21 protein-coding genes and 1 tRNA gene are annotated in these 23,949 nt (G+C 24.4%); 17 read left to right on the plus strand and 5 right to left on the minus strand.

All coding sequences use genetic code 11. The annotated features are described in order from the left end of the window. Positions 1 to 15: 15 nt before the first annotated feature. From AB4W53_RS00340 to dapE, 4 genes are all read left to right on the plus strand, one after another. Positions 16 to 1,218 (plus strand): beta-ketoacyl synthase N-terminal-like domain-containing protein, encoded by a 1,203-nt coding sequence (locus tag AB4W53_RS00340; RefSeq protein ID WP_367672113.1) that lies wholly within the window; start codon positions 16 to 18, stop codon positions 1,216 to 1,218. A gap of 101 nt (positions 1,219 to 1,319) precedes the next feature. Beyond that, positions 1,320 to 2,270 carry a transaldolase gene (tal, locus tag AB4W53_RS00345; RefSeq protein WP_367671947.1) on the plus strand — a complete coding sequence of 317 codons (951 nt, stop codon included), beginning with the start codon at positions 1,320 to 1,322 and terminating at the stop codon, positions 2,268 to 2,270. 35 nt (positions 2,271 to 2,305) lie between these two features. Beyond that, entirely contained in the window at positions 2,306 to 4,321 is a 2,016-nt protein-coding gene (gene tkt / locus AB4W53_RS00350) for a transketolase (protein WP_367671948.1), read from the plus strand. 38 nt (positions 4,322 to 4,359) lie between these two features. Beyond that, positions 4,360 to 5,487, plus strand: coding sequence for a succinyl-diaminopimelate desuccinylase (dapE, locus tag AB4W53_RS00355; protein ID WP_367671949.1), 1,128 nt, complete (start codon positions 4,360 to 4,362; stop codon positions 5,485 to 5,487). Positions 5,488 to 5,601: 114 nt separating this feature from the next. On the opposite strand, the gene dapA is transcribed toward dapE, so the two are convergent. Then, a complete protein-coding gene (gene dapA, locus AB4W53_RS00360) occupies positions 5,602 to 6,483 on the minus strand; it encodes a 4-hydroxy-tetrahydrodipicolinate synthase (protein WP_367671950.1) in 882 nt (293 codons plus the stop codon). Positions 6,484 to 6,941: 458 nt separating this feature from the next. Then, entirely contained in the window at positions 6,942 to 8,003 is a 1,062-nt protein-coding gene (gene aroC / locus AB4W53_RS00365) for a chorismate synthase (RefSeq protein ID WP_367671951.1), read from the minus strand. A 246-nt stretch (positions 8,004 to 8,249) separates the two neighbouring features. On the opposite strand from aroC, the gene smrB reads away from it, so the two are divergent. The 11 genes from smrB (at position 8,250) to metG (ending at position 19,293) form a co-directional block, all read left to right on the plus strand. Continuing rightward, the gene (gene smrB / locus AB4W53_RS00370) at positions 8,250 to 8,774 is read left to right on the plus strand and encodes an endonuclease SmrB (protein ID WP_367671952.1); all 525 of its coding nucleotides are present in this window, start codon (positions 8,250 to 8,252) and stop codon (positions 8,772 to 8,774) included. A 185-nt stretch (positions 8,775 to 8,959) separates the two neighbouring features. Continuing rightward, entirely contained in the window at positions 8,960 to 9,859 is a 900-nt protein-coding gene (hisG, locus tag AB4W53_RS00375) for an ATP phosphoribosyltransferase (RefSeq protein WP_367671954.1), read from the plus strand. Between the two features lie 4 nt (positions 9,860 to 9,863). Beyond that, positions 9,864 to 11,165, plus strand: coding sequence for a histidinol dehydrogenase (hisD, locus tag AB4W53_RS00380; protein WP_367671955.1), 1,302 nt, complete (start codon positions 9,864 to 9,866; stop codon positions 11,163 to 11,165). A 2-nt stretch (positions 11,166 to 11,167) separates the two neighbouring features. Further along, positions 11,168 to 12,232, plus strand: a complete 1,065-nt coding sequence (gene hisC / locus AB4W53_RS00385) for a histidinol-phosphate transaminase (RefSeq protein WP_367671956.1) — start codon at positions 11,168 to 11,170, stop codon at positions 12,230 to 12,232. 30 nt (positions 12,233 to 12,262) lie between these two features. Further along, complete coding sequence (gene hisB / locus AB4W53_RS00390) at positions 12,263 to 13,330, plus strand: bifunctional histidinol-phosphatase/imidazoleglycerol-phosphate dehydratase HisB (protein ID WP_367671958.1); 1,068 nt, start codon at positions 12,263 to 12,265, stop codon at positions 13,328 to 13,330. Then, positions 13,331 to 13,921, plus strand: coding sequence for an imidazole glycerol phosphate synthase subunit HisH (gene hisH, locus AB4W53_RS00395; protein ID WP_367671959.1), 591 nt, complete (start codon positions 13,331 to 13,333; stop codon positions 13,919 to 13,921). Between the two features lie 3 nt (positions 13,922 to 13,924). After that, complete coding sequence (locus AB4W53_RS00400) at positions 13,925 to 14,695, plus strand: 1-(5-phosphoribosyl)-5-[(5-phosphoribosylamino)methylideneamino] imidazole-4-carboxamide isomerase (protein ID WP_367671961.1); 771 nt, start codon at positions 13,925 to 13,927, stop codon at positions 14,693 to 14,695. Beyond that, complete coding sequence (gene hisF / locus AB4W53_RS00405; RefSeq protein ID WP_367671963.1) at positions 14,644 to 15,420, plus strand: imidazole glycerol phosphate synthase subunit HisF; 777 nt, start codon at positions 14,644 to 14,646, stop codon at positions 15,418 to 15,420. The genes AB4W53_RS00400 and hisF overlap by 52 nt, the downstream gene beginning before the upstream one ends. Next, on the plus strand, positions 15,414 to 16,040 hold the full coding sequence (gene hisIE / locus AB4W53_RS00410) for a bifunctional phosphoribosyl-AMP cyclohydrolase/phosphoribosyl-ATP diphosphatase HisIE (RefSeq protein ID WP_367671965.1): 627 nt from the start codon (positions 15,414 to 15,416) through the stop codon (positions 16,038 to 16,040). Before hisF ends, hisIE begins: the two co-directional genes overlap by 7 nt. 86 nt (positions 16,041 to 16,126) lie before the next feature. Next, positions 16,127 to 17,536, plus strand: a complete 1,410-nt coding sequence (gene gnd / locus AB4W53_RS00415; protein WP_367671967.1) for a decarboxylating NADP(+)-dependent phosphogluconate dehydrogenase — start codon at positions 16,127 to 16,129, stop codon at positions 17,534 to 17,536. Between the two features lie 137 nt (positions 17,537 to 17,673). Further along, on the plus strand, positions 17,674 to 19,293 hold the full coding sequence (gene metG, locus AB4W53_RS00420; protein WP_367672114.1) for a methionine--tRNA ligase: 1,620 nt from the start codon (positions 17,674 to 17,676) through the stop codon (positions 19,291 to 19,293). Here the strand turns inward: metG and tilS are convergent. Continuing rightward, a complete protein-coding gene (gene tilS / locus AB4W53_RS00425; RefSeq protein ID WP_367671968.1) occupies positions 19,290 to 20,588 on the minus strand; it encodes a tRNA lysidine(34) synthetase TilS in 1,299 nt (432 codons plus the stop codon). The genes metG and tilS overlap by 4 nt on opposite strands. A gap of 59 nt (positions 20,589 to 20,647) precedes the next feature. Beyond that, positions 20,648 to 20,720 (minus strand) — tRNA-Val (locus AB4W53_RS00430). Between the two features lie 126 nt (positions 20,721 to 20,846). Here AB4W53_RS00430 and AB4W53_RS00435 point away from each other — a divergent pair. Then, positions 20,847 to 21,470 carry a riboflavin synthase subunit alpha gene (locus tag AB4W53_RS00435; protein ID WP_367671969.1) on the plus strand — a complete coding sequence of 208 codons (624 nt, stop codon included), beginning with the start codon at positions 20,847 to 20,849 and terminating at the stop codon, positions 21,468 to 21,470. 686 nt (positions 21,471 to 22,156) lie between these two features. Continuing rightward, on the plus strand, positions 22,157 to 23,416 hold the full coding sequence (tyrS, locus tag AB4W53_RS00440; protein WP_367671971.1) for a tyrosine--tRNA ligase: 1,260 nt from the start codon (positions 22,157 to 22,159) through the stop codon (positions 23,414 to 23,416). Here the strand turns inward: tyrS and AB4W53_RS00445 are convergent. Continuing rightward, positions 23,402 to 23,782 (minus strand): iron-sulfur cluster assembly accessory protein, encoded by a 381-nt coding sequence (locus AB4W53_RS00445; protein WP_367671972.1) that lies wholly within the window; start codon positions 23,780 to 23,782, stop codon positions 23,402 to 23,404. The genes tyrS and AB4W53_RS00445 overlap by 15 nt on opposite strands. Positions 23,783 to 23,949 lie beyond the last annotated feature (167 nt).

The following is a 23,949-nucleotide window of genomic DNA, read 5'->3' on the forward strand; positions in this document are numbered from 1 at the left end:
AGGGTATCTAATTTGATAAAACGTGTTGTAATTACAGGTTTTGGTATTATATCAAGTATTGGTAATAATAAAACGGAAGTTTTACATTCTTTAAAATCATTAAAATCAGGTATTGTGTTTTCTAAAAATATGCAATCTTTTGGTTTAAAAAGTAATGTTTGTGGTGATATTTGTTTAAAAAAAGAAGAATTAATTGATCGTTATTTTGTAAAATTTATGAATAAAGCTACATTATATGCTTATTTATCTATGGAGCAAGCTATTCAAGATTCTGGTTTAATAAAGGAAATATATCAAAAAAACTATAAAGTAGGTATTATCAATGGAGTAGGTTGTAATTTTTTTGCAAACAATGCAAAATATTTTTCTAAAAAAAAGAAATTATCTCCTTATTTTGTAATACAGTCTATGTTTTCTAACATTTCTGCTTTTTTATCAACATTGTATAATATTTATGGAATTAGTTACTCTATGAGTTCTGCTTGTGCAACATCGTCAAATTGTATTATTAATGCTGTTGATCTCATTAAAAGTAATAAACAAGATATTATTTTTGCAGGAGGTACAGAAGAATTAAGTTGTGAGTTATCATATGAATTTGATAAAATAAAAATATTATCAAGAAAATATAATGAATTTCCTAAAAAATCTTCTCGACCGTATGATATGGATAGAGATGGTTTTGTGATTTCTGGTGGCTCTGGTATATTAGTACTTGAAGATTTAAATCATGCAATATCTAGAAAAGCAAAGATTTATGCTGAAATTATTGGTTATGGTATTTGCTCGGATGGATTTCATATGACTAAACCTTCTGGATCTGGATTAGTATATTCTATGAAAGAAGCAATTAATAATTTGGATAAATCTAAAATTGATTATATTAACACACATGGAACATCTACAAAATTGGGAGATATTATAGAATTAATATCTATTCAACGGATATTTAAGCATTCGATTCCATACTTTTCTTCTACAAAATCTCTTACAGGACATGCCTTAGGAGCTTCTGGAGTACAAGAAATTATTTATATTTTATTAATGATGTATAATAATTTCATATTTCCAAATATTAATATTGATCATTTAGATAAAAAAATTAAAAAAATGAATATTTTATTTAATAAACAACCCTGTTCAATAAATATTGCAATGTCTAATAATTGTGGATTTGGAGGTGTGAATACTTCTATTATATTACAAAAAATTTTTTAATAGTATATTATATTATACATTACAATATTAAATATTCTATAGGTATATTTATAATATAATAAATGTATTATTTTTAATGAAAAATAATTTTAGGGATAATAATGAACCAATTATTACAGTTAAAAAAATTTACAAAAATTGTTGCAGATAGTGGAAATATTAATGAAATTAATTTATATTGTCCAGAAGATGCAACAACAAATCCTTCTTTGATTTTACAAACTATTAATATTCCAGAATATAAAAATTTACTTGATGATGCTGTTATATTTGGAAAAAAAAGTAGTAATATTCTTGCAGAACAAATTATACATGCTAGTGATAAAATTTTAGTGAATATAGGCATAGCAATATTAAAAAATATACCTGGAAAAGTCTCTAGTGAAATAGATGCAAGACTATCTTTTAATAAAGAAGCGTGTATTTTAAAAGCAAAAAAAATTATTAATATATATGAAGTTGCTGGTATTCATCGTTCTAGAGTACTTATCAAATTAGCAGCAACATGGGAAGCTATTCAAGCAGCAAAAGAATTAGAAAAAGAAAATATTCATTGTAATTTAACTTTGTTATTTTCTTTTGCGCAAGCTAGAGCATGTGCTGAGGCTAATGTATTTTTAATTTCTCCTTTCGTTGGTAGAATTTATGACTGGTATGTTCAACATCAATTAATTCATAAGGATGATTTTCATAAAGATCCAGGTGTATTGTCTGTAAAAAAAATATATACATATTATAAAAAATATGGATACAATACTATTATAATGGGAGCTAGTTTTCGAAATATTCAACAAATTCTACTTTTGTCTGGATGTGATGCATTAACCATTTCACCAAATTTATTAAAAAAATTACAAAATACCTCTGGTTGTGTTGTAAGGAATTTAATACCTTCAAAGAATATTCTAACTCGACCTGGTATATTACATGAATCAGAATTTCGATGGGAACATAATCAAGATCAAATGGCTGTAGAAAAATTATCAGATGGTATACGTCAATTTAGTACAGATCAAGAAAAACTTGAAAAATTACTATATTCTATTTTTTAAAATGATTTTAATTTTATTTATTATTAGGAAGACATATGTGTTCGAGACAAGAATTAGCTAATGCAATTCGAGTATTAAGTATTGATGCAATTCAGAAAGCTAATTCCGGGCATCCGGGAGCACCAATGGGTATGGCTGATATTGCTGAGGTATTATGGAGAAGCTTTTTAAATCATAATCCTAATAATCCATATTGGGATAATCGTGATCGTTTTATATTATCTAATGGTCATGCTTCAATGCTATTGTACAGCATTTTACATTTAACAGGATACGATATTTCAATAGATGATTTAAAAAATTTTAGAACATTACATTCTAAAACTCCAGGACATCCAGAAGTCGGTTGTACTCCAGGCGTTGAAATTACAACAGGTCCATTAGGACAAGGATTAGCTTCTGGTATTGGAATGGCTATTGCTGAAAAAATACTTGCATCATATTTTAATCGAATTCACTATAATATCATTGATCATTATACTTGGGTATTTGTAGGAGATGGTTGTTTAATGGAGGGTATTTCACATGAAGTATGTTCCTTAGCTGGTACTTTACAATTAAATAAATTAATTGTACTATACGATAGTAATAAAATTTCTATTGACGGTGCTGTAAAAAATTGGTTTAGTGATGATACTATTAAAAGATTTCAAGCATATAATTGGAATGTTATTAGTGATGTAGATGGACATAATGCAGAATCTATTTTTCAGGCTATTAATAGTGCTAAAAAAAGTGGTAGTAAACCTTCTATAATTTTTTTTAATACCACAATTGGTTTTGGTTCTCCAAACAAATCTGGAACAGCAGAAGTACATGGTGCTCCTTTAGGAGAACAAGAAATCAATAATACAAAAAAACAATTACATTGGAAACATCCACCATTTTATATCCCGGATGAAATTTATAATAATTGGGATGCCAGAGATACTGGTGAAAATATTGAAAGAAAATGGAATAGTTTATTTGCTAAATATAAATTAGAGTACCCAGAATTATCTGATGAATATACAAGAAGAATGTCTGGTTTATTACCAATTGATTGGTCTGATCAAATATTTAACTTTATTATTCAAAGTAATGAAAATGTTAAAAATATTGCAACTCGTCAATCTTCACAATATGTATTAGAGTTTTTTGGAAAAATTTTACCAGAACTATTAGGAGGATCTGCAGATTTAGCTCCAAGTAATTTAACAATGTGGTCAGGTTCTAATCCAATTCATAAATATAATTCAGGAAATTATATTCATTATGGTGTACGTGAATTTGGAATGACTGCTATTGCTAATGGTATATCTCAACACGGTGGTTTTATTCCTTATATAGCAACATTTTTAATTTTTTCAGATTATTCTAAAAATGCTATTCGTATGTCTGCATTAATGAAAACTAGAAATATTATGTTATATACACATGATTCTATTGGATTAGGAGAAGACGGTCCAACACATCAACCAGTAGAACAATTATCGAATTTACGATCTATTCCTTATATGAGTGTTTGGAGACCCAGTGATACTATTGAGACTATTGTTGCTTGGAAATTTGCTATAGAAAGATATCAAGGACCTACTGCCTTAATATTATCAAGACAAAATATAGAACAATTTAAAAGAAGTAGAAAACAAATTGATGATATTGAAAAAGGTGGGTATATATTAAAAGAGTTTGGAAAATTGATTAGTATTATTATTATTGCTACTGGTTCAGAGGTTCCATTAGCTATTTCAGTTGCGCAATCAATTCACCAATTAGGATATGGTATTAGAGTTGTTTCAATGCCTTCTATTGATGTTTTTGAAGCTCAAGATTTTTCATATCAGGAGTCTGTTTTTCCTCGCGATATTATAAATCGTGTTGTTATTGAAGCAGGAAAATCTGATTCTTGGTATAAATATGTTGGCTTGCAAGGAATAGTTATTGGTATGGATACTTTTGGTGATTCTGCTTCTGCATCACAATTATTTAAAAAGTTTGGTTTTACAAAAGAAAAAATAGTCTATAGGATAAAAAAATTATTAAAAAAAAATATTATTAATAAAGAATAAATAATATTTTTATATAAAATTTCATTGAGTGTAAAAATATGAATTGTCCAGTAATTAGTTTAGCACAACAGTTGATTTCTATACCTTCTATTAGTCCTACTGACGGTGGATGTCAAAAAATTATTGCTGATCGATTATCGTATATTGGTTTTAAAGTCATACCTTTAAAACGAAATAATACTAGTAATCTATTAGCTTATAAAGGAAATGGAAAAACATTGTCTTTTGCTGGACATACAGATGTTGTACCTGTTGGAGATGAAAAAAATTGGAAGCATCCTCCGTTTATACCCATCATCCAAGATGGGTATTTATTTGGTAGGGGTGCAGTAGATATGAAAGGATCATTAGCAGCTATGATTATTGCTGCTGAAAATTTTATTTATGCCCATCCTAATCATTTAGGAAGATTGTCTTTTTTAATTACTTCTGATGAAGAATCGAGTGCAGAGGATGGAACAATACGAATTATAGAATATTTACAATCTATGAAACAGAATATTGATTATTGTATTGTAGGAGAACCTACTAGTAATAAAGTTGTTGGTGATATTATTAAGATTGGTCGTAGAGGTTCTTTAAATGTTCATTTAGTAGTTTATGGTGTACAAGGACACATAGCATATCCAGAATTTTCAAAAAATCCAATACATTTAATTCTATCTTTTTTGAAACAAATAACAAATATGCAGTGGAGTACAGGAAATAAATATTTTGTACCTACTAGTTTACAAATTTCAAATATATTTTCTGGTATAGGTAGTGAAAATGTTACTCCAAAAGAATTAATGTTAAGGTTTAATTTTAGATTTGGAACAGATATTACAGTTGCAGAAATAAAAGAGAAAGTGATTTCTTTATTGGCAAAATGTGGTTTAGAATATTCTATTACATGGAAATTATCTGGTGAACCGTTTGTAACACATTCAAAAAAATTAATTGATATTGCTGTTCATTCTATTTATCAATATAATCATTTAAAACCAATATTATCTACCAGTGGAGGTACTTCAGATGGTAGATTTATAAAAAATATTGCTTCTGAAATTATTGAATTAGGACCAGTAAACAATATGATTCATAAAGTCAATGAATGTGTTAAAATAACAGATTTACAAATATTAAGTTTAATGTATCAAAGTATTATGGAAAAAATTTTAATATAAAAAATTATTAAATATTTCAGAGTATCAATATGTGATACTCTGTGAATGGTTATATTGATATTATATATTTTAGATATTTTGTTGAGTTTTTTATTGGTATTATAGATCTTAAAATCAATTAAGTAGTTTTGATATACGTAAAGACTTTTTTAGTATTAATTGCGTTTTGTAAGATAATTGGGTTAATGGTAATCTTATGTAATTATTTTGAATCATTCCTAATTTCCAGGCAGCCCATTTAATTGGTATTGGATTTGGTTCGAGAAATAGCGATTGATGTATTGGCATTAAGGTGTTATTAATCCTTCTAGCATCACAAAATTTTTTTTGCAAAGCTAAAGAACACATGTTGGACATTTCTTTAGCTGCTATATTTGCTGTAACAGAAATGACGCCATGACCTCCGAGTTGCATAAAATCTAAAGCAGTACTATCATCTCCACTGATTAGTAAAAAGTTTTTTTTAGCATATTGTTTTATTTGATGTACTCTTGATAAATCCCCTGTTGCTTCTTTGATTCCTATAATATTTTTAAATTTAGATAATTGAATTACTGTTTCAGGGGATATATCACAACCTGTTCTACTTGGAACATTATATAAAATTTGTGGAATATTTGTATTTTCTGAAATAGATTTAAAATGTTGATATAATCCTTTTTGAGTAGGTCTGTTATAATAAGGAACGACCGTTAAACATGCATGAACGCCTGAATATTCTATTTTTTTTGTTAACAATATAGCTTCTTTAGTAGAATTTGCGCCTGTACCTGCTATAATTGGTATTTTATTATCTGCAAATTCTATTGATAATAATATCACTTTATTATGTTCTTTTTGAGTTAATGTAGCAGATTCTCCTGTTGTACCAACAGTAACAATGGCTTTAGTTTTATTTTTTATATGGTATTGAATAAGTTTTTTTAAACTAGAACGACAAATTTTTCCATCTGATGTCATTGGTGTAATGATTGCGACGATACTTCCTGTAAACATTTTTTTCTCCTATCAATTTTTACTGTATATTATATTCATGATGATTGTTAATTTTATTTGGTATTAATATTTAAAATGATGATTTTTACTACATACAATATAATATGTAGATGAAATTAATAAAATGAAATATATTTAAATATTAATTTTTTTAAAAGATTAATTTTTTGAATTATTTTGGTAAGATTGTATATATTATATATTTTGATAAAAATAATAATATTATGGTTTTATCGTAATAAATTGTTAAAATGATTTTTTTGTATTATATAATATTTTATATATTGTAAAATATATAATATATTTTGAAAGGAGATTTAAAAATATTATAAAAATATATTATTTTTTGTAAAAAAATAAAATTTATTTTGACAAGTCATAAAAATGAATTTTTACTGATTTACTTTTAAAGTGTATAGTGATATTTTGTGAAATATATATTATTATAATTGATATGTTTATTTTCCGCATTGTGCTTGAAATCGTAACATATGATCCATAATTATAATTGCAGTCATTGCTTCTGCGATTGGTACTGCTCTAATTCCTACACAGGGATCGTGTCTACCTTTTACTTGAATTTTAGTATTTTTTCCAGATTCAGTAATTGTATTAATAGGGATATCAATACTAGATGTTGGTTTTAGAGCTATTTTTATAATTATAGGTTCTCCATTACTAATTCCTCCTAATATTCCTCCTGCATGATTACTTAAAAAACCGTCTTGAGAAATTTCATCTCTATTTTCAGAACCTAATTGGTTAATTACAGAAAATCCATCTCCTATTTCTATTCCTTTAACAGCATTAATACTCATGAGTGCATGAGCTAAATCGGCATCTAAACGATCAAAAACAGGTTCTCCTAATCCTATAGGAATATTTTTTGCAATAATAGTAATTTCTGCTCCGATTGAATTTCTTCTTTTTTTTAAATCTTTAATAAAATTTTCTATTTTTGGTATTTTTTTTTTATCAGGACAAAAAAATGGATTTTTATTAATTTGACTCCATGATTTTATCTGACATTTAATATTTCCTATTTGTGATAGGTATCCTCTGATTTTAATATTATAAATGTTTTTTAAGTATTTTTTTGCAAAAGCTCCTGCAGCGACTCTCATAGTTGTTTCTCTAGCAGAAGATCTGCCTCCACCTCTATAGTCACGAATTCCATATTTCATAAAATAAGTATAATCTGCATGTCCTGGTCTGAATATATTTTTGATGTTTTCGTAGTCTTGTGATCGGTGATCGGTATTTTTAATGCTTAAACCAATACTAGTACCAGTTGTTTTTCCTTGAAAAGTTCCAGATAAAATTTCAACAGTATCAGGTTCTCGGCGTTGTGTAGTATATTTTGATGTTCCAGGTTTTCTACGATTTAATTCTTTTTGTAAATCTTTTTGTGATATTTGTATTCCTGGTGGCATACCATCAATAATACAACCTAGGGAGATTCCATGCGATTCTCCAAATGTATGTACTTTAAATATTTTTCCTATACTATTCCCAGGCATAATGATTTCCTTTAATGCATATATTTGATTTAATTATATTAAATAATTTTTGTTATATATTTATATAAATTATAAATTATGTTAATATTATGATATATCTTGATTGTAAAATTTTATGTATAAAAATTTATTATACATATTAATATATATATTATAAATAGAAAATGATCATTCATGTAACGTTAGATAATTTTTATTATAATACATAATATTTTTATATATTAAAATACATATCTGGTACATTTTATGATTAAAAATCGCTCTATTTGTTCTAAGAAAATTAAATCATTTTACGAGGAAGTTAGAGGAATTAAAAAAATCAAACAAGATACTATTTTTCATTCTCAAAAATATAAATTAAATCAGAAATATTTTGAAAAAAGAAATATTTACCAAGAAGATGCACATAGTTATTTTTTTAAAAGTAATTTTTCTCAAAAAATTATTAAAAAAAATCCAGTTTCGTATGTTAGAGATGAACTGTGTAGGAAAGAATTAAAAAAATTAAAAAATAAAGAATATTTTCCAGAATTATTTTTGGATTTTCATGGAGTGAATCAAAATACTGCAAAAAAAGAATTAGGGAAATTATTTTTTTTTTGTAAAAAAGAAAAAATTTTTTGTTTTGCAATTATTCATGGACATGGGAAAAATATATTAAAACGTAATGTCCCAATTTGGTTATCGCAACATCCAGATACTATAGCTTTTTATCAAGAACCTAATATTTTTGGGCACAATACCACATTATTCGGATTATTACAAAAATAATTATTATTTTTGATAAATATACTAGAAATGAATTTCTATATATAAAATTACTTAACATGATAATGTATATCCATGTTTAATGATTTATTATGATATTATAATATTGATATTTTAGAAATTGTATTTTTAGTAAATAACGTTATATATAAATGAGATTTTGTATATTAAATATTTAAGGTAATATCATGTTAGATAACAATCGATTACGTATTGCCATGCAAAAATCAGGTCGTTTAAGTGAAGATTCTATAAAATTGTTAACGACATGTGGTATTAAAATTAACTTAAAAAAACAAGAATTAATTTCTTTTTCTGAAAATATGCCTATTGATATTTTTCGGGTAAGAGATGATGATATTCCAGGATTAGTAATGGATCAAGTTGTTGATTTGGGTATTGTTGGAGAAAATGTTCTTGAAGAAGAATTATTAAGACGTGGAATACAGTCTAAAAAAATATTGTATAAAATTTTACAACGTCTTGATTTTGGAAAATGTCGATTATCTTTAGCAATACCTTGTAGTAAAAAATATGTTAATTTATTATCTTTACAAAATGCATGTATTGCGACTTCGTATCCTTATTTATTAAAAAAATATCTTGATAAAAAAAATATCAATTTTAATTTTTTTATACTTAATGGATCTGTAGAAGTTGCACCAGTTGCAGGTTTATCTGATGCAATTTGTGATTTAGTTTCTACTGGAGCAACGCTAGAAGCGAATGGTTTAAAAGAAGTTGAAATTCTTTATAATTCACAAGCATGTTTGGTATCTCGTTTAGGACCATTACCAAGTGTTAAAAAAATATTAATTGAAAAATTAATAACTCGTATTCAAGGTGTTATAAAAGCTCGAGAATCAAAATATATTATGTTACATGCACCTTCTTCTAAAGTACAATCAATAATATCTTTATTACATGGTGCAGAACATCCTACTATTTCTAGATTAGCTGGAGAAACAAATAAAGTTGCTATACACATGGTAAGTAGTGAAACATTATTTTGGGAAACTATGGAACAATTAAAAGTTTTAGGGGCTAGTGCTATTTTAGTGTTACCAATTGAAAAAATGATGGAATAAATATATGTTATCAAAAGATAAAATAATTTCCTGGGAGTTATTAAGTAGTATAAAAAAAAAAAAAATGTTGCTACGTCCAATAACATCTAAAATTGATAACTTATCTGATGTAGTAAAATCTATAATACATGATGTTAAAAAATTTGGAGATATGGCGTTAAATAAATATACTGAAAAGTTTGATAATATCCATTTAAAAAATATCAAAGTGGATAAAAAAAATATTAATAATGCACAATTGTTTGTTAGTAAAGCGTTTCAAGATGCTATTTTAATTGCAAAAAAAAATATTGAATTATTTCATATGCAACAAAATATAAAACCGATAGATATAGAAACACAACGGGGAATACGCTGTCAACAAATTACTCTTCCAATAGAATCAGTTGGATTATATGTACCTGGTGGTACTGCTCCATTAGTTTCTACTGTACTTATGTTAGCAATACCTGCTCGTATTGCAGGTTGTAAAAATATTATATTATGTTCTCCACCTCCTATTACCAATGAAATTTTATATACTGCTAATGTTTGTGGTATTGAAAATATATTTTCTGTTGGTGGTGCACAAGCTATTGCAGCTCTTGGTTTTGGTACAGATACTATTTTAAAAGTAAATAAAATTTTTGGTCCAGGGAATGCATATGTTACAGAAGCAAAGATACAATTAAATCGATTAGTTCCAGGGTTATCTATTGATATGGTTGCAGGTCCTTCGGAATTATTAATTATTGCTGATAAAACATCAAATCCCACTTTTATTGCATCAGATATATTATCACAATTAGAACATGGTACAGATTCGCAAGTAATTGTTTTAACACCAGATAAATATATTTTAGAACAAGTTATTATACAAATTAATAAACAACTGATATATTTATCCAGGTCAGAAATTATTTTAAAAGCATTAAAACATACTCGTTTTATTTTAGTAAAAAATATATTAGAATGTATTAGTATTTCTAATATATATGCGCCTGAACATTTAATTATTCAAACAGAAAATCCTAGATCGATTCTTTCAAAAATTGTTAATGCTGGCTCAGTATTTTTAGGTTTATGGTCTCCAGAATCTGTAGGAGATTATGCTTCTGGAACAAATCATGTACTTCCAACTAATAAAAATGCTATATCATATTCAGGATTAAGTGTTTTGGATTTTCAAAAAAAAATTAATGTTCAAGAATTAACTATAAATGGTTTAAAAAATATTTCAAATATCGTAAAAGTATTATCTTCAGCAGAAACAATGGATGCTCATAAAAATTCTATTACAGTACGTATTAATGCCATGCAGGAATGAATATGAAAAATAATATCCACAGTTTATCTAGAAAACATATTTTACAACTACAACCATATAAATCGGCAAGATCTATTGGTGGAAAGGGGGATGTCTGGTTAAATGCAAATGAAGTTCCTATGTCTAAAAAATTTTTTTTACATCAATATGTTTTTAATCGATACCCTGAATTTCAATCAAAAAAATTACTTGATTATTATGCTACTTATGCTAATGTAAAAATAGAAAATATTTTAATTAGTAGAGGTGCAGATGAAGCAATTGATTTATTAATGAAAGTATTTTGTATACCTAATAAAGAATGTATTATGACATTCCCACCGACATATACTATGTATTCTAAAATTGCTGAAATTTATAATATTAAGAATATTTCTATAAATATGTTAGATAATTTTTCACTGGATATTCAATCTTTAAAATTGAATCTACATCTTGTAAAACTAATATATATATGTCGTCCTAACAATCCTACTGGTCATATTTTTAATATAAAAGATATTATTATAATACTAGAAATGACTGTTGGTAAATCTATTGTTGTGATTGATGAAGCATATATTGAATTTTGTTTGGAGAATACTCTGATATTTTTATTATCAAAATATTCTCATATGGTTATTTTAAGAACATTATCTAAATCTTTTGGATTAGCAGGTATTAGATGTGGATTTGCTATAGCACATAAAGATATTATTGATTTATTAAAAAAAGTAATTGCACCATATCCATTATCTTCTCCTACGATAGATATTGCAATTCAAGCACTAGAACCATCTAACATTGCATGTATGAAACAGAATATATTACAAATCCAAAAAAATAAAATATGGTTATTAAAAGAATTAAAATATATTCATGTAGTACAAAAAATTTTTTCTACTAGTACGAACTATGTATTAGTAAAATTTTTTCGTTCTGATTTTGTTTTTCAAAAATTATGGGATCAAGGGATTATTGTTAGAAACCAAAATCATGAAAAAACTTTAAAAGGATGTATTAGAATATCTATAGGAAATAAAACAGAATGTATAAAATTAATTATTGCGTTAAAAAATATCATATAATTCTTTTTTTAAATTATAAAGGTGAGCATCGTGCAAGAGAAAATATTATTTGTTGATCGTGACGGAACTTTAATTCACGAACCTACTGATAATTTTCAAATAGATTCAATTAATAAATTAACTTTTGAGCCTTTTGTGATTCTTATATTAAGAAAGTTAATAAAATTAAATTTTAAATTGGTATTAGTAAGTAATCAAGATGATTTATATACTAAAAAATTTCCTTATGAATCTTTTTTTGTACCTCATAAATGTATGATTGATACATTTGAATCACAAGGTATTTATTTTCAGAATATATTAATTTGTCCACATAATATAAACGATGGTTGTAATTGTCGAAAACCATATGTTGAATTAGTTATGCCTTGGTTAAAAAATAATATATTAGATAAAGATCATAGTTATGTTATCGGAGATCGTGAAACAGATTTAGAATTAGCAAATAGAATGGGTATTCATGGTATTTTATACAACCAAAAAAGCATGAATTGGAGAAATATCTATGATATTATTTCGAAAAATGATAGATATGCAAAAATTATTAGAAATACTAAAGAAACAAAAATAACATTGGAACTATGGTTAAATAAATCTGGTATAAGTAAAATAGATACTGGAATTTATTTTTTTGATCACATGTTAGAACAAATTTGTATACATGGTAATATTGTGATGAATTTAACTGTTTTGGGTGATCTTGATATTGATGATCATCATACAATAGAAGATATTGGTATTGTTTTAGGTAATGCTCTTTTAAAATGTTTAGGTTCAAAAATTGGTATTGAAAGATTTGGATTTTATGTTCCTATGGATGAAAGTTGTGCATATTGTTTATTAGATATTTCTGGTCGTCCTTATTTAAAATTTCAAAGTACATTTTATTATCAATATGTTGGAAATTTTAGTACTAATATGGTAGAACATTTTTTTAGATCTTTATCTTATTCTATGAATAGTACTATTCATATATTTAGTACAGGAAAAAATGATCATCATCAAATTGAAAGTATTTTTAAAGCTTTTGGTCGATCATTAAAAAAAGCAGTAAATGTTACTGGCAATGTACTACCAACATCGAAAGGAATATTATAAATGAATATTATAATATTAAATACACAATGTGCTAATTTATTATCCATAAAATTATCTATTGAACATCTAGGTTATAATGCCATTATAACAAACGATCCTAATATTATTTCTACTGCAGATAAATTATTATTACCTGGAGTAGGTAGTGCTTCAGAAATTATGCAACAATTATATAAAAATCAATTAAATGAAGTGATTAAAAAGATGACTTGTCCTGTTTTAGGGATTTGCTTGGGTATGCAAGTATTATCTAGTTTTAGCGATGAATCTTATGGAATCGATATGTTAGATATTATTAGTGTTCCTGTGTTATTATTAGATTCTCACGATTTACCTTTACCGCATACTGGTTGGAATCAAGTACATTTTGATAAAAACAATGTTTTATTAAAAGGAATACAAACAGGTTCTTGGTTTTACTATCTTCACAGTTATGCTTATCCAATTAATAAATATACAATTGCAACTTCTTGTTATAATGTACATTTTAGTGCTATTGTACAAAAAAACAATTTTTTTGGAGTACAGTTTCATCCAGAAAAATCTGGTGCAATGGGTTCGAAATTACTTTCAAATTTTTTAGAGATATAAAATATGATTATTCCAGCTTTAGATATTTTAAATAACCAGGTTGTTAGATTATATCAAGGAAATTATGACTCAGTAAAATATTATGATTATTATGTATATGATTTAATTAGTACATATATTGCTTCTGGATCTAAAATTATTCATTTAGTAGATCTTGAATCAGCTCGTACTCGAAATCAAAAAAGAAGTAAAGCATTTTATGAAATTATTTTTTCTTTTAAAGAATGTATACAAATGGCAGGAGGTATTAATTCTAAAAAGGAAATAGATAAATTATTTTCAATAGGAGCGAAAAGAATAGTTATTGGATCAGAAGCAATTAATAATATTAAAAAAGTTAAGAAATGGATTGAATATTATGGTAATCAGCGAATTGTTGTTGCATTAGATATTAATATTATTCAAAACAATATAAAAACAATTTTTATTAATGGGTGGAAAAAAAATACTAATATTTGTTTAGAAGATTTTTTACATGAATTATCTTCCGTAGATATTAAATATGTTTTATGTACAGATATTTCTAAAGATGGTACTTTGTCAGGTCCAAATTTTTCATTGTATCAAGATTTGATTTTACAGTTTCCTAAGATTCATTTTCAAGCTTCTGGTGGTATTCACCATCTCAATGATATTGTAAGATTAAAAAATATCGGTGTTAAGGATGTTATTATTGGAAAAAGTTTATTGGAAAATAAATTTACTATTGCAGGAGCAATAAAATGCTGGCAAAAAGGATCATTCCATGCTTCGATGTTAAAGAAGGATGTGTAGTAAAAGGAATACAATTTAAAAATCATAAAATTGTTGGAGATATTATATCGCTTGCTAAAAAATATGTAGAACAAGGGGCAGATGAATTAGTATTTTATGATATTCAAGCCTCTGTAAATAATACTACTGTGAGTAAAGATTGGATTTATAGAGTAGCAGAATATATTAATATTCCTTTTTGTGTTGCAGGCGGTATTAAAAATATTAAAGATGTTCAACAAATTTTATCGTCCGGCGCCGATAAAATTTCAATTAATTCTTCAGCTATTAACGATCCTGATTTAATAACTCGTATTGCTGATCAATTCGGATCGCAATGTGTCGTAATAGGAATAGATTCTTGGTTTGATCAAGCATATAACGAGTATTTTGTATATCAGTATACTGGCTGTGAATTAAAAGTACAAAAAACAAATTGGGATACCATATCTTGGGTTGAAGAAGTACAAAAAAGAGGTGCAGGGGAAATTGTATTAAATATGATGAATCATGATGGTACATGCAATGGATATGATATAGAACAATTAAAAATGATCAAAAAAATTTGTCGTGTTCCACTAATAGCATCTGGTGGAGCAGGTAGTATGAATGATTTTTGTGAAGTTTTTCAAGAAACAAATGTAGAAGGTGCATTAGCTGCTTCCGTATTTCACAATGATATTATTAATATTCAAACATTAAAAAATTTTTTGATTAATAAAGGAATAAGAATTCGGGTATGTTAAATAATGATTTGTTAAAAAAAATTGATTGGAAAAAAACTGATGGCTTAATTCCATGTATTATACAGAATTTTTTTTCTTCTGAAATATTAATGCATGGATATATGAATGAAGAAGCGTTATATGAAACACAAAAAAAAAAAATGGTTGTTTTTTATTCTAGAACAAAAAAAAGATTATGGAAAAAAGGAGAACAATCAGGAAACTTTTTAAATGTTTTAAATATAATATTAGATTGTGACCGGGATAGTTTACTAATATTAGTACATCCAATAAGAAATACATGTCATTTAAATAATAACAGTTGTTTTAATGGGATAAAAACAACTTATACTGATTTTTTTTATCTAGAACAATATATTAAAAATAAAAAAAATATTAATTGTGTAAATTCATATACTGCTACTTTACATAGTACTGGTATTCATAGAATAGTACAAAAGTTGGGAGAAGAGGTGATTGAAGTTGTTATTGCTGCACTTAATAAAAATAAAAAAGATATTATTAATGAATCTTCTGATTTAATATATCATTTTTTAGTTTTATTACATAATCAAAATATAGATTTTCATGATATTATTTGTAATTTAAAATTACGTAATAAAAATAAAGAAATACAATAAATAATATTTTTTATATTTATATATTTAATAATTGTATTGTATTAAATCATACTATTTTATAGTACTTTTTTTTGGAGGTTATAAAGATGCAAAAAAATGATATTGGTGTTATTGGTATGGCTGTTATGGGTAGAAATCTTTCTTTAAATATTGCAAATCATGGTTACCATGTTTCTATATTTAATCGTACAGCAACAAAAACAAAACAAATGATTGCAAAAAATAATCATAAAAATATTTTTCCATATTTTCAAATACAAGATTTTGTCAATTCGTTAAGTAGTCCAAAATGTATATTATTAATGGTTAAGTCAGGAAAACCAACAGATGAAACTATTTCTACTATTATACCATATTTAAATTCTGGTGATATAATTATTGATGGTGGGAATTCTTTTTATAAAGATACGATAGTAAGATATCAATTATTGCTAAAACATGAAATTCGTTTTATTGGATCAGGAATTTCTGGTGGAGAATATGGTGCATTAACAGGACCTGCAATAATGCCAGGTGGTTCGAAAAAAGCGTATGATATTATTTTTCCAATTTTAAAAAAAATATCTGCAAAATTTAATGAAGAACCTTGTGTTTCTTATGTAGGTCCAGATGGAGCAGGACATTATGTAAAAATGGTACATAACGGTATTGAATATGCTGATATGCAATTAATTTCTGAAACTTATTGCATTTTGAAAAAACTTTTAAATTTAAGTAATAAAAATATTTCAAAAATTTTTGATACTTGGAATCAAGGAGAATTAAATAGTTATTTAATAGAAATTACTAAAAATATTTTTACTAAAAAAGATAATAGTGGTGAATATTTAATAGATATTATTTTAGACGAAGCTGTTGGAAAAGGTACAGGAAAATGGACTTGTCAGGAAGCACTATCATTAAATCAACCGTTAAATATAATTACTGAATCTGTATTTGCAAGATATTTATCTTCTTTAAAATCTCAAAGAATGTTAGCATCTCAGATACTTGCTGGTCCAAATATTGCTCCTATTGTTTATAATAAAGAAGATTTTATAGAAAAACTTCGACAAGCTTTATATTTAAGTAAAATTATTGCTTATACTCAGGGATTTGCACAATTAAGTAGTGCATCTAAAAAATATTACTGGAATCTTAATTGTAGTAATATAGCAAAAATATTTAGATCAGGTTGTATTATTCAATCAAGTTGTTTACATGAAATAGTGAAAATTTATAAATATGATAATGTCATTATTAATTTATTATTGTCTCCTATATTTCAAGAAATAGCAAATAAATATCAACATTCTTTACGTGAAGTAGTATCATATTCTATTATGCAAGGTATTTCTATTCCTGCATTTTCTTCTGCAATGACATATTATGATGGTTATCGTACAGAAAAATCATCAGCAAATTTAATACAAGCACAAAGAGATTATTTTGGTGCACATACGTATAAAAGATATGATAAAGCAGGAATATATCATACTAATTGGATAAAGGAATGATTATTATTTCTTAGGATATATAGACTAATAAAAATAAATATATTTTATATTAGTCTATTATTATAATTTAATAAATAGAATATAATTTTATATAATTTATTATATTAATTTTTTAATGAAAAGAATATTATGATTATATTAAAAAAAAAATTTTAGTGACTTGTGCATTACCATATTCTAATGGTGCAATTCATCTTGGTCATATGCTAGAACATATACAAGCTGATATCTGGGTTCGTTATCAAAGAATGATAGGTAATGAAGTTTGGTTTATTTGTTCAGATGATGCTCATGGTACGGCAATTATGTTAAAATCTCATAAAAATGATATATCGTCAAAAGTATTTATTGCGAGTATTTTTCAAGATCATATTAATGACTTGAGAAATTTTAATATTTCTTATGATAATTATTCTTCTACTCATAGTATTGAAAATTTATATTTGGTAAATAAATGTTATTATCAACTAAAATTAAATAATTTAATTTTTTTAAAAAAAATTTTACAATTTTATGATACTAAAAAAAAAATGTTTTTATCAGATAGGTTTATTCAAGGAACTTGTCCTTCTTGTAATGCAAACAATCAATATGGAGATACTTGTGAAGTATGTGGTGCAGTTTATAAGCCTATTAAATTAATTAATCCTATTTCAAATATTTCTAATACCAAACCAATTATTCGTAGTTCTATACATATATTTTTTAATTTATCTTTTTTTCAAGAGATGTTATATAAATGGATTCATTCTGGAGTACTTCCAAAAGAGGTAGTTAATAAAGTTAAAGAATGGTTTACAAAAGATTTGAAAGCATGGAACATTTCTCGAGATGCTCCATATTTTGGTTTTAAGATACCAGATATGAAAAATAAGTATTTTTATGTTTGGTTGGATGCAACTATTGCTTATATTAGTACATTTAAAAATTTATGTGATAAAAATTGTTCTATAAGTTTTAATGAATTTTGGAATCTTAATTCAAAAACTGAATTGTACCATTTTATTGGTAAAGATATTGTATATTTTCATGCATTATTTTGGCCTGCTATTTTAGAAAGTAATCAATTTAGGAAACCTACAAAAATTTTTGTACATGGACATTTGAAATTTCGAGGTATGAAATTTTCTAAATCGAAAAATGTTATTATTACTGCAAAAAAATGGTTAAAATATTTAGATTCGGATAGTTTAAGATATTATTTTGCTTCTAAACTATCTTCTAAAGTTGAAGATATTGAAATAGATTTAAAAGAATTTCGTAATAAAATTAACTCGGATATTGTTAATAAAATTGTGAATTTAGCATCTCGTAGTTCAAGTTTTTTAAATAAATATTTTGATAATTTATTATCTTCACAATTAGAAAATAAAAAAATATATCAATATTTTGTAAAACAATCTGATAAAATATCTCATTTTTTTAATAATCGAAATTTTAATTTTGTTATACAAACAGTAGTACAATTATCAGATTTAGCAAATCAATATTTTAATAAAAAAGCTCCTTGGAAAATGGTAGATCAAAAAAATAATTTAAAATTACAAGAAATTTGTTCTATGGGAATTAATTTATTTCGCATGATTATGATTTACTTAAAACCGATTGTTCCTGATTTAGCCAAAAAGGTAGAATTATTTTTATTAACTGATTTGAACTGGGAGAGTATACATGCCCCATTATTTAATCATTATATTGCAGAATTTAAATCATTATATCAAAGAATTAGTATAGAAAAAATTAATCAATTAATTTAAATAATTTTTTTTGTCCAAGAAATTTTCCATATATCATTATAATAATTACTAAAATTTATAATTCCAATTATGGAAATGATTTTTTCATTGTAAAATATGATTGGTATACGATTTCTATTCCATGGAGGAATATTATTTTCTTGCCAAATATTTTTTATTTTTTTATGATATTTATTATTAATAGAAATTATTTTGCATGTATGAAATCGTATACTAACTAAATCTTTTTTCTTTGGTTTTGGAAGTGTAGTACCATATTGATTTTTTTGTAATTCCCCCAAATGATATGGTAGTTTAAGTGATTTGTTATGGTTATGCCAATATATTATTGTATTTTTTAAATCAGGATAGGAAAATATTTGATATATAATATTTTTGTATCTAAAAATTTTGTAATTATTAATTTTAATACTATATTTTGGATTTTTAGAATGTTCTTTTATAAGTTTATGATGTATTTCTTTTATTTTGTTATAAGAAATATTTTTTTTGATGTTAAGAAATATCCATCTTTTTATTAAAATAATTTGTATTTCTTGAATATAACTTTCAATTATTGAAACTTTTATATTATGATATAGTAACTTATTTTTTATTAATATTTGATCTAAAAAGTAATTGAGTGCTTTATCTTGTTTATAACAAATTTTCATACTTCTATAACAATTTTCTAGAAAAATTGGCCATTTTTTTTCTATTGGTGTTAGAATTTTATTTCTAATAAAGTTTCTATCGTATATATTTTGAAAATTGCTATCGTCTTCTATCCATGGTATATGATTTAATATAGCCCATTTTTTAATTTCTATTTTTTTATATTTTATTAATGGTCTGAAAATTTTTTTTTCTTTTTCAAGATATTTCCACGATGCTATTCCGGATAAACCAGGTAGTCCACTACCTCTCTTCAATGATAAAAATAATGTTTCGCATTGGTCATTTAAATGGTGACCAGTAACCAGAATTTCATTTTTTAGCATATATTTTTTAATAATTTGATAACGTACTTTTCTTGCATGATTTTGAAAATTTTTTTTATTTTTAAAAAAAACTTTTTGAATTTTTAAAGTAATATTATTTTTTTGACATATTTTGTGGCAATGTTGACTCCATATTTCTGATTTATTATTAATTTGATGATTGATGTGAATTGCTCGTAGTTGTAAAAATGGATATTGATACATAAATGGTATTAATTGATATAATAAAACTGTAGAATCTAAACCTCCACTATAAGAAATTAAAATGCATTGCTGATATTGAATCTTTTGAATAAATTCTTGAATGAAAATCATATAACTTGAAAAATGTATTTTATATTTTATTTATAATAAAGTACATAATATGTATTTTATGCGTTCGAGTGGATTTGAACCACTGACTTTCACCATGTCATAGTGACACTCTACCAACTGAGTTACGAACGCTATTTTCATATTACAATGTAGTATATATTATATAAAATTTTTATAAAATAGTAAATATTTTATTTATTTAATATAATATTAACGTTTTTATAAAAAACATATTTGTTATTATGATTGAGAGGGAATATGTTTACTGGTCTTGTCCATGGTATAGCATTATTAACATCAATTAAGAAAAAAAATAGGTTTCATACTTATCAAGTAACCTTTCCATCATATTTATTATATTCTTTAAAAATTGGAGATTCTATAGCAAATAATGGTTGTTGTTTAACTGTTACTAAAATTAAAAATAATGATGTTTCTTTTGATGTTATGAAAGCAACTTTAGAAACAACAAATTTTCCTTTTTTACCTCTTTATTCTGGAATTAATATTGAGAGATCATTAAAATTTGGTGATGAAATTGGAGGACATATAGTCTCAGGTCATATCATGACTACAGCTAAAGTATTAAAAATAGAATTTTCAAAAAATAATAGAAAGATATTTTTTCAAATTAATAATTTAATAGTAATGAAATATATATTTTTAAAAGGATTTATTGCAATTGATGGTGTAAGTTTAACAGTGAATACAATATATAAAAATACATTTTCAGTGTGTTTAATCCCGGAAACTATTCGTTCCACCAATTTTAATAAAAAAAATATTGGAGATGTAGTAAATATTGAAGTGGATTATTATACACAAATTATAATAGAGAAATTAGATCAATATTTATGTCAGAAAAATTTTTTATTAAAGTAAATGGGTATTTTATATGCCATAAATAGATTTTTATATCATATTTTATATATTTGATTTGAAGAATATGAGAAATTTTCTTTAAAATATTAAATATTATCTTTAAAGTACATTATTAACGAATTTTCGTTATATTATAGAATATTTTATTGTAATTGTTTATAAAGAAATTTTATAAATAGGGTATTTTATTGTGAAATGATTTATAAAATATTAAGTAAATTTTTTAAAATAATTGGTATATACGAGATCATTGTACCATTAAAAATTGTTATTCGGAATCTTATATTAAAGAATTTTTTATTAGATTTTGAATATTCAGAATATTTAAAATATAAACATTGAAAAGTATTAAAAATGACAATATATATATAACATATTGTATGAATACATTATTTATTTTAAATATTTTTGATACTATATTATAGTATATCAATATAATTCTAAAAATAGTATTTTTTTATGTAAGAAAAATTTTTCACAATTTTTTATTTTTTAAATGATATAAAATATTTTAATAGTAATTAAAAAAATATTATTTTTCTATTATATGTATTGTACTATAGAAATAATTATTTATCATAATAAATTTTTTATTTGTATTTGTAAAAAAATTATTTAATTCAATAAAGATAATATATAATATATGTATTAAAATTGATTTTTAAGTTTAATTTTTATATAATTCTATGAATACAAAAAATTTATTAGATGAATTATTATTTAGAGGTTTTATTAATAAAGTAAGTAATTTTTCGGATTTAAAGAAAAATATTTTTAATAAAAAAATTTATTTATATTGTGGTTTTGATCCCACATCGGATAGTTTACATATTGGTCATTTGTTACCCTTGTTATGTTTATTATGGTTTTATAAATATGGCCATAAAATAATTATTGTAATAGGGAATGCTACTAGTTTAATTGGAGATCCAAGTTTTAAAATACAAGAAAGAGATTTTAAAATACCTCAAGAAATGTTTTTGTGGGGTCAAAACATAAAAATACAAATTAAGAAATTTTTTATTAATAACCGTGCATCTTATTCGATAATATTAAATAATTATACTTGGTTTCAAAATGTAAAAATTATTCCATTTCTTCGTGATATTGGAAAATTTTTTTCGATTAATAAAATGATTAATAGAAAATCAGTTAAAAACAGAATTAATAGAATAGAGCAAGGTATATCATTTACTGAGTTTTCGTATAATCTTTTACAGTCGTACGATTTTTTGTATTTATATAAAAAATATAAAGTAGTGTTACAAATTGGTGGATCGGATCAGTGGGGAAATATTTCTTCCGGAATTCATTTAATTAAAAAAAAATTTCATCAAGAAGTATTTGGATTAACTATTCCTTTATTATTACAAGATAATGGTATGAAGTTTGGAAAAACAGAAAAAAATAATACAATTTGGTTAGATAGTAAAAAAACTAGTCCATATTCTTTTTATCAATTCTGGTTAAATATTCATGATGATAAAATATTTGATTTTTTAAAATTATTTACTTTTTTGAATGTAAAAGAAATTGATAATATCCAAAAATATTATAGTAAAAAGGATGCTAAAATACTTCTTGCAGACCAAATTACGGAAATTGTACATGGATCGCAGCAATTAAATGCAGCTAAAAGAATTACTCATAATTTATTTTCTGGTAAGATTTTAGATTTACAGAAATCGGATTTGTATCAATTACAAAAAGATGGAATATATTCTATTATATTAAATGGATTAGAAGATTTTAAGCAAGTTTTAGTCAATGCTAATCTTTCTGTTTCACGTAGTGATGCACATCGCTTAATTTCTTCTCATGCAATTAAAATTAATGGAAAAAAAAATACAGATTTTAATTATAAGTTTTCTGATGTAGATAAATTATTTAATAAATTTACAATTTTATCTAAAGGTAAAAAAAAACATTGTTTATTGTGTTGGTAATATCTTTTGATCTTGAATATAAAAACTATCACCACAACCACAAAATCTTTTTATTTTATCGTTCATAAATGTAATACTCATATTTATTCCATCTTTTTTAATAAAATCAATTTTTGTTTTATCCATAATATACATGTATTTTTCTGGAATGTATATTACAATATTATCTTGGTTATATACATAATATTTTTGAATATTTTTTTTTTGAGAATTTGTTAGTAAGGATAATGAATATTTAAATCCAGCACAACCAGATTTTTTAATTTTAATTTCTATAGCCTGAATATTTTTTTTTTTTTTAATAATCGATTTAAGATATTTTTTTGCTAATTTTGTAATTGTAATTCCTGACCATTCATTTTTCATATGTGATATTTTATATTAAATTTTTTAATTACGGTATTTTATATCATATTATAATTTAAATATTTTTATTTATTTAAATCAAATTATTATAAAATATATTCTTTATTGATGAATAATAGTATTATTTTGATATTATATATACTTTTTCTTCATAATATTGATATATT

The sequence above is a fragment of the Buchnera aphidicola (Myzocallis carpini) genome, assembly GCF_964059025.1.
Classification (GTDB): domain Bacteria; phylum Pseudomonadota; class Gammaproteobacteria; order Enterobacterales; family Enterobacteriaceae; genus Buchnera_L; species Buchnera_L aphidicola_AK.

Excerpts from the sequence above, each read along its gene's own strand:
- tal (WP_367671947.1), top strand. The coding sequence starts at position 1,320 with ATGAACCAATTATTACAGTTAAAAAAATTTACAAAAATTGTTGCAGAT.
- tkt (WP_367671948.1), top strand. The coding sequence starts at position 2,306 with ATGTGTTCGAGACAAGAATTAGCTAATGCAATTCGAGTATTAAGTATT.
- dapE (WP_367671949.1), top strand. The coding sequence starts at position 4,360 with ATGAATTGTCCAGTAATTAGTTTAGCACAACAGTTGATTTCTATACCT.
- dapA (WP_367671950.1), bottom strand. The coding sequence starts at position 6,483 with ATGTTTACAGGAAGTATCGTCGCAATCATTACACCAATGACATCAGAT.
- aroC (WP_367671951.1), bottom strand. The coding sequence starts at position 8,003 with ATGCCTGGGAATAGTATAGGAAAAATATTTAAAGTACATACATTTGGA.
- smrB (WP_367671952.1), top strand. The coding sequence starts at position 8,250 with ATGATTAAAAATCGCTCTATTTGTTCTAAGAAAATTAAATCATTTTAC.
- hisG (WP_367671954.1), top strand. The coding sequence starts at position 8,960 with ATGTTAGATAACAATCGATTACGTATTGCCATGCAAAAATCAGGTCGT.
- hisD (WP_367671955.1), top strand. The coding sequence starts at position 9,864 with ATGTTATCAAAAGATAAAATAATTTCCTGGGAGTTATTAAGTAGTATA.
- hisC (WP_367671956.1), top strand. The coding sequence starts at position 11,168 with ATGAAAAATAATATCCACAGTTTATCTAGAAAACATATTTTACAACTA.
- hisH (WP_367671959.1), top strand. The coding sequence starts at position 13,331 with ATGAATATTATAATATTAAATACACAATGTGCTAATTTATTATCCATA.
- AB4W53_RS00400 (WP_367671961.1), top strand. The coding sequence starts at position 13,925 with ATGATTATTCCAGCTTTAGATATTTTAAATAACCAGGTTGTTAGATTA.
- hisF (WP_367671963.1), top strand. The coding sequence starts at position 14,644 with ATGCTGGCAAAAAGGATCATTCCATGCTTCGATGTTAAAGAAGGATGT.
- hisIE (WP_367671965.1), top strand. The coding sequence starts at position 15,414 with ATGTTAAATAATGATTTGTTAAAAAAAATTGATTGGAAAAAAACTGAT.
- gnd (WP_367671967.1), top strand. The coding sequence starts at position 16,127 with ATGCAAAAAAATGATATTGGTGTTATTGGTATGGCTGTTATGGGTAGA.
- tilS (WP_367671968.1), bottom strand. The coding sequence starts at position 20,588 with ATGATTTTCATTCAAGAATTTATTCAAAAGATTCAATATCAGCAATGC.
- AB4W53_RS00435 (WP_367671969.1), top strand. The coding sequence starts at position 20,847 with ATGTTTACTGGTCTTGTCCATGGTATAGCATTATTAACATCAATTAAG.
- tyrS (WP_367671971.1), top strand. The coding sequence starts at position 22,157 with ATGAATACAAAAAATTTATTAGATGAATTATTATTTAGAGGTTTTATT.
- AB4W53_RS00445 (WP_367671972.1), bottom strand. The coding sequence starts at position 23,782 with ATGAAAAATGAATGGTCAGGAATTACAATTACAAAATTAGCAAAAAAA.